A 12095-nucleotide genomic window follows, 5' to 3' on the forward strand; every position below is an offset into this window, starting at 1 on the left:
GTTCAGCCCTTGGTCGCGCCGAGCGTCAGACCCGCAATGAAGTGGCGCTGCATCAGGAAGAACATGAAGACCGGCGGCAGGGCCGCAACGATCGAGCCGGCACTCATCAGGTGATAGGCGGCGCGGTACTGGGCATTGAACGAGGTGATGCCGGCGGTCACGGGCTGGCTCTCGACGCCCTGCGTCAGGACCACCGCCCAGAAATAGTCGTTCCAGATGAAGGTGAAGATCAGCACGCTCAGCGCGGCAATCGCGGGCCGCATCAGCGGCAGCACCACATACCAGAAGATCCGCCACTCCGCGACACCTTCCACCCGCGCCGCCTCGATCAGCGCGAAGGGCAGCGCGCGGATGAAATTGCGCATGAACAGCGTGCAAAAACCGGTCTGGAAGGCGATGTGGAACAGCACCAGGCCGGTGATCGTGTTGTAGAGCCCCATCTGCAGCGTCAGGTCGCGGACCGGCACCATCAGGATCTGGAACGGCACGAAATTGCCGGCCACGAACATGAAGAAGATCCACAGATTGCCGCGAAACCGGTAAACGCCGAGCGCAAAGCCGGTCATGCAGGACAGGCCAACGGCACCGATCACCGTCGGAACGGTGATGAACACGGAATTCAACAGGTAGCGCGGCATGTCGCTTTCAAAGAAGACGCGGCCGTAATTGCTGAAGCCTTCGAAGGAGGACGGCAGACCCCAATAGTTGCCGGTCGTGAAGTCGGAATCCGGCTTCATGGAAAAGATGGCGACGGCGACCAGCGGGGCGAGCCACATCAAGAGGGCCAGCGGCAGCAGGCCCTGATAGGTCAGTTGCCAGGCGCGGGATGACTTCTGGATCGGGGCCGGAAACATCTCAGTTGCCCCTTTCGTTGCGATACATCGAGTACAGGAAGTAAGCGATGAAGCAAAGCATGATCAGGAACAGCACCACGGCGATCGCGGCGCCATAGCCCATACGGAAGCCGTACTCGGACAGCGCAACTTCGAACATGTAGAAGGCGAGCACCCGCGACGAGCCGAAAGGACCGCCCTGCGTCATTACCGCGATGAAGTCGAACGAGCGCAGGGCGCCGATAATGGTCACGACAAAGGCGATAAAGGTCGCCGGGCGCAATTGCGGGATAATGATGAACCAGAGCATGCGCCAGCCGCGCGCACCATCGAGCCGGCCGGCTTCGATCTGTTCGGGATCGACCGCGTTGAGCCCGGTCAAATAGAGAATCATGCAGTAGGCCGTCTGCGGCCACAGTCCGGCGGCGATGATGCCGTAGGTGACATATCGCTCGTCCCCCAGCACATTGATCGGGCCGAGACCGAATGTGGCCAGCATGGCGTTCAGCAGACCGAAGGTCGGATCGTAGAACCAGGTGAACACGAGACCGACGACGACCTGCGAGATCACGAACGGGAAAAAGAACAGCGACTTGTAGATGCGTATGCCGGCGACCGTCTGGTTGAGAAACAGTGCGATGAACAATCCGGCCGGGATCGCCAACAGGTACATCACCAGCCAGATGACATTGTTGCGTAGCGCCACGAAGAACGCATCGCGGTCAACAAACTCCCAGTACAGGTCCTGATAGTTCTGCAGGCCGATATATTCCGCCTGACCCAGCCCGTCCCAGTCGTACAAGGAGATATTGAACGACTGAAAGATCGGAAAAATGACGTAAAACAGGAAGAACAGGACGCCCGGGGCGAGGAATAGCCACGGGGTTATGGCGATCTGGTTGCGCTGGAACCAGGAGCCGCCTCCGTGGACGGACCGGACATCCGACAGCGATACATCAGCCATACTGTTTTCCCTCCGCTCGACTTGGGCCACACGAGCGCGCCGCCACCTGGCAGCGGTAGCGCGAGAGGGCGAGGAACGCCCTCCCGCTCGGCGATTCGACGCGCCTTACTTGTATATCCGTTTGCGGGCGCGTTCGAGCTTGGCGAGGATCCGGTCGGCATTGTCCGGCTTGACCATGAACTCCTGGAAGCCTTCCATCGAGACCTTGGCCATCTCGGCCGGTGCGTCGCGGTCCCAGAACTGCGCGACACCGCCCGGGCTATTGGACGACAGCATCGCGAAGCCTTCGTTCAGGAACTTGTCGTCGTCGACGCTCGCCTTGGCATTGACCGGAAGCTGACCGAGGTTCTGACCGTTGTTGATGACGGTCTGAACATCGGCGGAAACGACGAAGCGCAGGAACGCGCGGGCCGCATCCTTGTTGGCGGCGTTGGCCGGGATGTGGAAGGTGTCAGTCGGCGCGTCCTCAGCCAGTTCGACATCAGCGTTGATGGCCGGGAACTGGTAGAAGTCGAGCTGATCGTCGGTCAGGCCGGCATCGCGCAAGGGCGCTACGGCGAAGTTGCCCATCAAGTAACCGGCGGCATCACCATTGACCATGAATGGCAGGGCTTCCTGCCAGCTGTAGGTCTGGTGATTGTCGATGAACGCACCCATGTCGATCAGTTCGCGCCAGTTGGCGAAAGTCTGCTTGACCCGGTCGTCTTCCCAGGACACCTCGCCTGCTGCGAGCGACATGTGGAAGTCGAAACCGTTGGTGCGCATGTTCAGATAGTCGAACCAGCCGCCAGCGGTCCAAAGAAACTTGGTGCCGATGGTAAAGCATGCACGACCGGAATCGACGATCGCCTGGCAGTTCGCCTTGAAGGCTTCCCAGTCGGCCGGCTCGGACAGGCCGAGTTCCTCATAGATATCTTTGCGGTAGTAAACGCCCCACTGGTAGTAGGTGTAGGGCACGCCCCACTGCTTGCCATCGATTGTCATCGCGCCCTTGGTCGAGGCGAGATTCTCGGCGATTTCCGGCTCCATCCAAAGATCGGAGACGTCCTCGAAGAGCCCGGCGTCGACATAGGGCTTCATGCGGTTGGCGGCGTACCACGTCGCCACATCCGGCGGGTTCGCGGTGAGGAAGTTGCGAATCTGGGTCTTGTATTCTTCACGATCTATGACCGTGGTCTCGATGTTCAGATCGGGATGCTTCGCCTGAAAGTCGGCGATCATCGCTTCCATCGTCGCCCTTGGTGCGGGGTTCGAGGTATCGAGGAAGATCTTGAGATCGCCCGTCAGCTTGCCGTGATTGTCGGCAAGGGCGCTCGAAGCGGCAAGTGTCGCCACCGTCAAGCCGAGCATCGCGGATTTCAGTGTCAGTTTCATCGCTGGATTTACCTCCCGTTGCATGACGGCGATCGCCGTCACAGACACGCTGTTCGGCGTGGCGGACCACGCCCCCCGCCGGTGGAGACCGGCAGATTCTCTCAAAAACACTAGTTCCATTATTTGGAACTGTGTTTGACTATTCAGAACTATTGGGCTAATGCTCAAAAGAGTCAAGAACCGAATGCACGGCGCTTCGGCAAAGAATTGGGCGCAATGTCAAAGATAGAGCGGGAAAGCGGGACGGGAACGCTGGGCAAGGCAATGGCGGTGCTCGACGCTGTTTCGAACGCCAGTGCGCCGCTGCGCTTCACCGACCTGCTCGACCAGGTCAAGCAGCCGCGCGGCACCCTGCACCGCAACATCAGCAATCTGATCGACGAGGGTCTGCTGCAGGTCAATCCCGACCACTCCTACGAGTTGGGCATCAGGCTGTTGCGCTTTGCCTCCAATGCATGGGCGCACAACCGGTTCCGTGAAATCGCCGAGCCGCATCTGCAAAGGCTCTACGAAACGGTCGGAGAAACGATCCATCTCGGTGTCTTGCAGGGTGTGGAGGTGATCTATCTCGACAAGGTCGAATCGCGTCAGTCGGTGCGCATGCACAGCCAGATCGGCAATGCCTCGCCGGCGTTTTGCACCGGTGTCGGCAAGGCCGCCCTGTCGGCCCTGTCCGACGGCGAACTGCAGACGCGTATCTCCGCCATCCGTTTCCAGGCTCACACACCCAGCACGTTACAGACTGCGCAGGCGTTGCTCGACGAAATCGACGAAATCCGCACGCGTGGTTACGGCTTCGACCGTGAAGAACACGAAACCGGCATTCATTGTGTCGCCGCACCGGTTGCCGCGCCGGAACGCGGATTCTATGCAGGGGTTTCGGTCACCGCACCGGTGTACCGGGTCGGCGTGCAAAAACTAGAACAATGGGCAACCGATGTTTGCTCAACGTCGGCGGCGATCGTCGACGACATGAAGTTAAGGCTCGGCCCGCGCGGCTGAACCTTCAGGGGAGGATCAAATGACCAATGTCGAACTGACGCAGCTGAAAAAATCTTTCGGCAATGTCGATGTCATCCACGGCGTGGATTTGTCGATCGAGCCGGGAGAATTCGCCGTCTTCGTCGGTCCGTCGGGATGCGGCAAGTCGACGCTGCTGCGGCTGGTGGCGGGCCTGGAAGACGCAACCAGCGGCGAAATCAGCATCGGCGGCGCCGATGTGACGCGGGTCGATCCGGCGGAACGCGGCGTCGCGATGGTGTTCCAGTCCTATGCGCTTTATCCGCACATGTCGGTGGAGGAGAACATGGGTTTCGGCCTGCGCATGACCGGCACCGACCGGACGGTTATCCGCGAGCGCGTCCACAAGGCGGCGCAGATCCTGCATCTTGAACAGCTCCTCAACCGGCGCCCGAAACAGCTTTCCGGCGGGCAACGCCAGCGCGTGGCGATCGGGCGGGCCATCGTGCGGGAGCCGAAGGTCTTCCTGTTCGACGAGCCGCTGTCGAACCTCGACGCGGAACTGCGCGTGCAGATGCGGCTGGAGATCGCCAAGCTGCACAACGATCTCAGCGCCACGATGATCTATGTCACCCACGACCAGGTCGAGGCGATGACGCTCGCCGACAAGATCGTCGTCCTCAAGGACGGGCGCATCGAACAGGTTGGCGCGCCGCTCGAACTCTATGGCAATCCCGACAATGTCTTCGTCGCCGGTTTCATCGGTTCGCCGAAGATGAATTTCCTGAAGGCGCGCGCGGAAAGCGTCGATGGCGACACGGTCTCACTGGCGCTCAGCGAGCACAAGGGCGGGGCGTTCCGGATGTCGGGCATTTCAGGGGTTGCAGCCGGCGCCTCCGTCCTCGTCGGGGTTCGCCCGGAACACTTCGATCCGTCCGGTTCGGCCCAGATCGAGACGCATATCGACGTTATCGAACACCTGGGCGGCGTGTCCTACGGCTACTCGGGCACCGGCGGCGACGATCCGCTGACGATCGGGCTGACGGAAGGCGATACCGCCAAGCCCGGCCAAAGCTATGTCGCGCATTTCGACCCGAAACGCGCTTTCCTGTTCGATCCGTCGAGCGGATTGCGGATTCGCTGAGACCCGCCGGAAAGTCGGCGCGGCCTCGCGCCGCGCTCGAACCCTCAGGCCGCGTTGGAGGCTTGTCCCTCGGTCAGGAAGGCGAAGAGCGCCGCCGGATCGCTGGTAGACCGCAGCTTGCCGGTCAACGCGGGATCGCGCAGCACGCGGGCGATCCGGGACAGCGCTTTCAGGTGATCGGCGCCGGCGCTTTCGGGTGCCAGCAGCAGGAAGACGATATCCACAGGCTGGTCGTCGAGCGCCTCGAAATCGATCGGTTCGCGCAGCCGCGCGAATACCCCGGTGATGCGGTCGTAGGTGGCGAACTTGCCATGCGGAATGGCGATCCCCTTGCCAACGCCGGTCGAGCCAAGCCGTTCGCGCTGCAGGATCGTGTCGAAGATCGAGCGAGCGGAAAGCCCGGTGATCTCCGCCCCCTTCTCCGAAAGCGCCTGCAGCAGTTGTTTCTTGGAACTGACCTTAAGGTCCGGAACTATCGCGTCTTCCGTAATAAATTCATCAAGGTTCATTACGACTTTCCTTGCGGACGACCCATGCCCCAGCGCACGCAAAACGCGCGCGCTTCAACCGTTCCTGTTCAGGATTGCGTGATTGAGCCCGGATCGATCCAGCCAATGTTTCCGTCGGCACGCCGGTAGACAAGATTAACGTCACCGCTGCCCGCGTTGCGGAACACATATACCGGGTTATCCTGAAGGTCCAGTTGCAATACCGCCGACGACACCGGCATTGTGGACAGCTGCATCGACCGCTCGGCCACGACGACCGGTGCATAATCGTCCGGCAGTTCGTCATCCTCGTCCCCGGGCAGGGCTTCCAGCACCCGGTAGGCATATTCCTCGTTGCGGGCCGCCGCCTCGCTGCTGTGATGGGATTTCAAGCGGCGCTTGTAGCGGCGAAGGCGCTTCTCGATGCGCTCGGCGGCAGCGTCGAAGCTGGCTTGCGGATCCTGTGCCTCGCCGGTCGCCTGAAGGACAATGCCGCTGTCGAGATGCAGTACGCAATCGGTGGTAAACCGCGAGCCGGCTTTTTCGACGGTTACCTGACCGTCGGCGCCCCGATCGAAGTATTTTGCGAGAGCTTCGTCAATTCGGTCCTCGATCCGGGTGCGAAAGGCGTCCCCGATATCCATGTGTTTCCCCGAAATGCGCAAACCCATCTTGTACTCTCCTGCTTTTATTGGCCGACGCGGATTAGCCTATCCGCAACACCGGCGAAAGACGCTGTGATGATCGGTACCGCTTATCGCGACGATCCGTGCATGTCCATGCCGACAGGTCAGACCGAGGCGGCAGCCAGCGCTCGTTTTTCGCGGCGGCGCTGCACCGACGATGCAATGTTCATGCCTTCGCGGTATTTCGCGACCGTGCGGCGCGCGATATCGACGCCTTCCTTGCGCAGAATGGTGACCAGCGCGTCATCGGACAGCACGGCGTTGGCGGCCTCCTGATCGATCAAGACGCGAATGCGCTGACGAACCGATTCCGAGGAATGGCCGGCATCGTCACCGTCGCCCGCGCCAAGCGCGACGGTAAAGAAGTAACGAAACTCGAAAACCCCGCGCGGTGTCAGCATGAATTTGTTGGCGCTGACGCGGCTGATCGTCGATTCGTGCATGTTGATGGCTTCGGCGACCTGGCGCATCGTCATTGGCTTCAGCGCCCGCACCCCGTTCTGGAGGAAGCCGTCCTGCTGCTTGACGATCTCGGTTGCCACCTTGAGGATCGTGCCGGCGCGCTGGCTGAGACTGCGCTCCAGCCATGTCGCATTCTGCAGACAGTCGCTCATGAAGAGCTTTTCTTCTGCCGAAAGTCCGTTGCGCGTCACCTTCGCATAGTAGTCGCGATCGACTATCACCCTCGGCAGGGCGTCGGCGTTCAACTCGATGTGCCAGCTGCGGTCTGCCGCTTCCCGCACCTCAACGTCATGGACGATCGTTTCGGCGCTCGTTTCGTCAAAGGCGAGACCGGGTTTCGGGTCGAGCGCGCGGATTTCGGCCAGCATGTCGACCAGATCGCCCTCGTCCACGCCGCAGATCCGCGACAGGCTCTTGAAATCGCGCCGGGCCAGAAGCGGCAGATTGGCGATCAGCTCGGCCATCGCCGGATCGTAGCGGTCGCGACGCCGCAATTGCAGCGCGAGGCATTCGCCGAGATCCCGCGCAAAAATGCCCGGCGGATCGAAACCCTGCACGCTGCCGAGCACCGACAAGATGTCCTCCGCGCCGCATCCGAGCCGCACGGCGATTTCGCCGAAATCCGGATCGGTGTAGCCGTTCGCATCCAGCGTGTCGGCCAGTTCATAGGCAATGGCGCGCCGCTCGGGATCGCTGATCGACAGGCTGATCTGCTCGACGACCAGATCGCGAAGCGAACGCTTGCCGGCCACGAAGGATTCGAAATCGATCTCGCCGGGCGTGTCGGACAACAGCGCGGGCCCGGCGCGCGGACCCGCATCGCCGGAAAGGCCGTTGACCGTGGACTGCGCCTGTGTGCCGGGATCGTCGGGAAAAACATTCTCAAGCGTGGTGTCGAGCGTATCGGCAATGGCCGCGGAACTGGTCTGGAGATCCTCCATCGACCATTCGTCGGATTGCGGCGGCTCGGCGATATCCGTTGACGCAGGGTCGCCGCCATCCGACGTTTCGCCCTGATCGAGAAGCGGATTGGTCTCGATTTGATCGCGAACGAAACGATCAAGCTCCAATTGCGTGAATTGCAACAGGCGGATCGACTGCAAAAGCTGCGGCGTCATGACCATGGATTGGGTCTGACGCAGATTGAGTTTGGCAGCTAATGCCATACCCACTCCCGGTTACTCGCGGTGATACTTCTAACTGGCCCGAAAATTGCTTATCCGGTCCGGGCTGTCAAACCAATACGCTAAAACCGGTAAATCGACGCCCCCAAAAGACATCACATGGAAAACTGTTCGCCAAGGTAAAGCCGGCGAACATCGGGATTTGCAATGATCTCGTCCGGCTTGCCCTGCGTCAGCACCTTGCCGGCATGAATGATGTAGGCCCGGTCGATCAATCCCAGCGTCTCGCGCACATTGTGGTCGGTTATCAAAACGCCGATCCCGCGCCGTGTCAGATGGCGGACGAGTTCCTGAATGTCGGAAACCGCGATCGGGTCGACACCGGCGAAGGGCTCGTCCAGCAGCATGAAGGCGGGATCGGAAGCCAAGGCCCGCGCGATTTCGCAGCGCCGCCGCTCGCCGCCGGATAGCGCGATGGAGGGCGCTTTCCTGAGATGGGCGATGGAGAATTCCTCAAGCAGCGAATCGAGTTTCGCCCGTCGCTTGGCCGCATCCTTCTCGGTCACTTCGAGAACGGCCATGATGTTTTTCTCAACGCTCAGACCACGAAAAATCGAGGCCTCCTGCGGCAGATAACCGATGCCCAGCCGCGCGCGCTGATACATCGGCATGCCGGTGACATCGTTCCCGTCGATGAGAATCTGGCCCAGATCGACAGGAACCAGCCCGGTGACCATGTAGAAACAGGTCGTCTTGCCGGCGCCATTGGGGCCGAGAAGGCCGACCGCCTCGCCGGCGCGCACCGCCATCGACGCACCGTCGACCACCTTGCGTCCGCGATAGCTCTTTGTCAGGCCGCGCGCCACCAGCGTTCCCGCAAGGTCGGCCACCGCCGGCGCGGCCGAAGCCGTTTCACCCTCGCCGGTCCCAGAGCTGCGACGAAAAATCCGCATCGAGGTCCGACCGCCGCCGTCAGTTGTTGAGCGTGCGGGGTTGGAGCAGGATTGTCGGGCGTTGCTGTGCGCCGCAACCCTCCAGGCGCGCGCGGCCGGTTTTCATCGCCACGATCAGTTTGCAACCGGTGGCGACATTGCCATCCTCCGACAGCGTGACGTTATCGCCGGTCAGGACGAGCACCTCGGTCTTCATGTCGAACACGCCGCGATCGCCGGTCGCAACCTGCTTTTCCGACTGCACATTAACGCCGCCGGATGCCTCCAGCTGCTCGATCTGCGACGAACCGGACGTAATCGAACCGCCGCCGCCGCCGGTCGCATAGCGGATCACCAGCTTGCCGGTCCGCAGCACGGTCGGGCCCTGCGACACCCGGACATTTCCGGAGAAAACGGCCATGCTCTGATCTTCCATGACCTCGAAACGGTCACCCTCGATCTGCACCGGCAGATCGCTGGAAAGCTGCAGACCCGTCGCCTGCCCGTTCTGGGCGACGGCGACGCCCGCCAAGGCGAGCAACGCCAGGGTTGCGGCGATAACGGCACGCAGGCCAGAAGCGGCGATTGCCTTACCGGACATTGATTGTTCCTTTGTCAGCTGTCGGTATCCGCGCCAGGCGCGTCATCGGATGCGGAGTCGCGAAACACGCTCGGCTCTACCACAAGTTTTACGCTGTCCTCAAAGACCATTCGTTTGCCACGGTCGGTCACATTCAGCCGCTCGGCCTGGATGACGGCGCCCGGCATGGAAATGCGCACGGGATCGGGCGTCGCAAGGCTGCCAGCCTTCATATCGATGGCCGCCGATACGAGGTCGGCGCGCATACCGTCGCTGGTCTCGACATAGAACGCGCCGTTCATGTCCAGCGTGCTCTTGTTGGTGTCGTAGCTGCCGCCCGGCGCGGAGATGCGGACATCTATGCCGCCATCCATCGGTACCAGGGCCTCGATCCGTTCAAGGTCGATGACGCCGCCGGTGATGTTTTGAATCGCGCGGGCCGCGCGCACCGAATAGGGCCGGTTGTCGACCGTAAATCCGTCGAGCTTGGGATTGGACATCACCAGCTTGCCATCCTTGATAGCGCTGCCGGCTATGTCGATGGCGATGTTCTGGAACGTGCGTGATGCCCACATGTAGCCGCCGGCGACCAGCAATGCGACGACGCCGATGACGGGAAGCAAAAGCTTTGCCATGCGCACGCGGCTGGAGTGCGAACGCGCCGCGCGAAATGCGTCCTGCCTGGTCTGATCCGGTATTGCCGTCAATCGTCGCTCCGGTTTTGTCGCGGCCCGCTCGTTTGCCCACAAAACGAGCATACAGTAAACTTGCGCGGCTGCTACCTTTGCATCTTGTTCACAATGAGCCGAAATCCAGGGTGGCCGCGCTGCTCTGCAAGTGCAATATGAGCCCTAGGTTAACGTTTTCCCCGAATCAACATGGCCGAAATTCAGGTAGACGACATCATTGACCGGCGGCGCCTGCGCCGCAAACTGACCGTGTGGCGGGTCGTCGCGGTCGTGGCCGTGCTGGGCTGCATCACCGCGCTTGCCGCGCTGTCGCTGCCGGAACAATCGCTGGGAGCCAAATCGCGGCCGCACATCGCCAAGGTGCGCGTCGAAGGCACGATCACCGAAGACGAGCAACTGCTCGAAGTGCTGGAGAAAGTCGCCGAAAGCGATGCGGCGCACGGCGTGATCATCGCCATCGATTCGCCGGGCGGAACCGTGGCCGGCGGCGAAGCGATCTACGAGGCCGTTCGCGAGATCGCCGCCGAGAAACCGGTCACCGCGCAAGTTGGCACACTGGCTGCTTCCGCCGGCTACATGGTCGCCTCGGCGACCGACCATATCGTTGCGCGCCAATCCTCGATTGTCGGTTCGATCGGCGTTCTGGTGCAATACCCGAACATCAAGGGACTTTTGGAGAAGCTCGGTATAGATGTACGGGCGATCAAGTCGTCTCCGCTGAAGGCAGAGCCAAGCTTTTTTGACGATCCGCCGCCGGGCGCGGAGGAAATGCTGCGCGCCATGATCCTCGACAATTACGACTGGTTCAAGGACATTGTCGAAGAGCGGCGTCCCCTTTCACGCGCCGAAGTCGATCTGCTGGCCGATGGCTCGGTGTTTACCGGCCGGCAGGCGCTCAGACACAAGCTGATCGACGGTTTGGGCGGCGAAGCCGCCGCCATCGCATGGCTGGCCGAAGAAGGAATCGACGGGGAACTCGATGTCATCGAATGGAAGAAACCGGAACCGGCCGGTGGCTTTCTGCTGTCGCGGATCGCGGTCGAGTGGCTCGGCCTGGAAGCGCTGCGGGCGGCTCCGGTCGCCGAGATCGCCGACAGACTGTTGCTTGACGGGCTGATATCCGTTTGGCAGGTTGACTACTGACTCCGGCAAGTAGACCCGCATGGAGGGACAGCCTTGATCAAGTCGGAACTTGTGCAAGTCATTGCAAACCGAAACCCCCACCTGTTTCAGCGGGACGTGGAGAACATCGTCAATGCGGTGTTCGACGAGATCGCCGACAGCCTGTCGGAAGGCAACCGGGTGGAGTTACGCGGTTTTGGCGCCTTTTCGGTGAAGAACCGGCCAGCGCGCGAAGGCCGAAATCCGAGGACGGGCGAAAAGGTTTCTGTCGAGGAGAAGTGGATTCCCTTCTTCAAAACGGGCAAGGAACTGCGCGAGCGGCTCAACCGCTGAACCTTGTTCGATATCCGTTGATACCAGTCGCTGGAGCTTGGAACCGATGATGCGGCGCATCTTCTCCGTTTTGGTCGTGATCCCGCTGGCGGTCGTCCTGATCGCATTGTCTGTCGCCAATCGGGCATCCGTGCCATTGCGGATCGACGTCTTCGATCCGCAGAACCCGGCACTGACAATCCACGCTCCGCTCTTCATCTGGCTGTTCGGTGCCATGGCGATCGGCATTCTGGCCGGCGGCATCGGCGCGTGGTTCGCCCAGGGAAAGCACCGGCGCGCCGAGCGCATGTACAAGCAGGAGGCCAAGAAGCTGCGGTTCGAGGCCGACAGCAAGCAGGCCGGCAATGGCGCGAAAGACAAACCCCTGTCGCTTGCGGCGTCGGCCTCCCGCGGCTGACCGGGGC

Annotated in this window: 14 protein-coding genes; 5 read left to right on the forward strand and 9 right to left on the reverse strand. The window is 61.4% G+C overall.

Annotated elements, in window-relative coordinates; genetic code table 11:
• Positions 1-2 precede the first annotated feature (2 nt).
• The 3 genes from ACO06R_RS00880 to ACO06R_RS00890 form a co-directional block, all read right to left on the reverse strand.
• On the reverse strand, positions 3-854 hold the full coding sequence (locus tag ACO06R_RS00880; protein ID WP_421854821.1) for a carbohydrate ABC transporter permease: 852 nt from the start codon (positions 852-854) through the stop codon (positions 3-5).
• Position 855: 1 nt separating this feature from the next.
• On the reverse strand, positions 856-1797 hold the full coding sequence (locus ACO06R_RS00885; RefSeq protein WP_421854824.1) for a carbohydrate ABC transporter permease: 942 nt from the start codon (positions 1795-1797) through the stop codon (positions 856-858).
• A 105-nt stretch (positions 1798-1902) separates the two neighbouring features.
• Positions 1903-3171, reverse strand: coding sequence for an ABC transporter substrate-binding protein (locus ACO06R_RS00890; RefSeq protein WP_421854827.1), 1269 nt, complete (start codon positions 3169-3171; stop codon positions 1903-1905).
• A 216-nt stretch (positions 3172-3387) separates the two neighbouring features.
• Here ACO06R_RS00890 and ACO06R_RS00895 point away from each other — a divergent pair, with 216 nt between their 5' ends.
• The gene (locus ACO06R_RS00895) at positions 3388-4173 is read left to right on the forward strand and encodes an IclR family transcriptional regulator (protein ID WP_421854830.1); all 786 of its coding nucleotides are present in this window, start codon (positions 3388-3390) and stop codon (positions 4171-4173) included.
• A 19-nt stretch (positions 4174-4192) separates the two neighbouring features.
• On the forward strand, positions 4193-5275 hold the full coding sequence (locus ACO06R_RS00900) for an ABC transporter ATP-binding protein (RefSeq protein ID WP_421854833.1): 1083 nt from the start codon (positions 4193-4195) through the stop codon (positions 5273-5275).
• A gap of 44 nt (positions 5276-5319) precedes the next feature.
• Here ACO06R_RS00900 and ptsN read toward each other — a convergent pair whose 3' ends face one another.
• The 6 genes from ptsN to lptC form a co-directional block, all read right to left on the reverse strand.
• Positions 5320-5784 (reverse strand): PTS IIA-like nitrogen regulatory protein PtsN, encoded by a 465-nt coding sequence (gene ptsN, locus ACO06R_RS00905; RefSeq protein ID WP_421854836.1) that lies wholly within the window; start codon positions 5782-5784, stop codon positions 5320-5322.
• A gap of 68 nt (positions 5785-5852) precedes the next feature.
• Positions 5853-6434 (reverse strand): ribosome hibernation-promoting factor, HPF/YfiA family, encoded by a 582-nt coding sequence (gene hpf, locus ACO06R_RS00910; RefSeq protein ID WP_421854839.1) that lies wholly within the window; start codon positions 6432-6434, stop codon positions 5853-5855.
• A 119-nt stretch (positions 6435-6553) separates the two neighbouring features.
• Positions 6554-8077 carry an RNA polymerase factor sigma-54 gene (gene rpoN, locus ACO06R_RS00915; RefSeq protein WP_421854842.1) on the reverse strand — a complete coding sequence of 508 codons (1524 nt, stop codon included), beginning with the start codon at positions 8075-8077 and terminating at the stop codon, positions 6554-6556.
• Between the two features lie 113 nt (positions 8078-8190).
• Positions 8191-8988, reverse strand: a complete 798-nt coding sequence (lptB, locus tag ACO06R_RS00920; RefSeq protein WP_421854845.1) for an LPS export ABC transporter ATP-binding protein — start codon at positions 8986-8988, stop codon at positions 8191-8193.
• Positions 8989-9007: 19 nt separating this feature from the next.
• Complete coding sequence (locus ACO06R_RS00925) at positions 9008-9568, reverse strand: LptA/OstA family protein (RefSeq protein ID WP_421854848.1); 561 nt, start codon at positions 9566-9568, stop codon at positions 9008-9010.
• 14 nt (positions 9569-9582) lie between these two features.
• The gene (gene lptC, locus ACO06R_RS00930) at positions 9583-10254 is read right to left on the reverse strand and encodes an LPS export ABC transporter periplasmic protein LptC (RefSeq protein WP_421854850.1); all 672 of its coding nucleotides are present in this window, start codon (positions 10252-10254) and stop codon (positions 9583-9585) included.
• 171 nt (positions 10255-10425) lie between these two features.
• On the opposite strand from lptC, the gene sppA reads away from it, so the two are divergent.
• Genes sppA through ACO06R_RS00945 form a run of 3 tightly spaced genes read left to right on the forward strand, consistent with a single transcriptional unit; the run spans position 10426 to position 12088 of the window.
• Positions 10426-11379: a signal peptide peptidase SppA gene (gene sppA / locus ACO06R_RS00935; protein WP_421854853.1), complete on the forward strand. Its 954-nt coding sequence runs from the start codon at positions 10426-10428 to the stop codon at positions 11377-11379.
• Positions 11380-11412: 33 nt separating this feature from the next.
• Positions 11413-11691: an integration host factor subunit beta gene (locus tag ACO06R_RS00940; protein WP_421854856.1), complete on the forward strand. Its 279-nt coding sequence runs from the start codon at positions 11413-11415 to the stop codon at positions 11689-11691.
• Positions 11692-11737: 46 nt separating this feature from the next.
• On the forward strand, positions 11738-12088 hold the full coding sequence (locus ACO06R_RS00945; protein WP_421854859.1) for a lipopolysaccharide assembly protein LapA domain-containing protein: 351 nt from the start codon (positions 11738-11740) through the stop codon (positions 12086-12088).
• The last annotated feature ends 7 nt before the right edge of the window (positions 12089-12095 follow it).

The sequence above is a fragment of the Oricola sp. genome (assembly GCF_965230365.1).
Classification (GTDB): domain Bacteria; phylum Pseudomonadota; class Alphaproteobacteria; order Rhizobiales; family Rhizobiaceae; genus Oricola.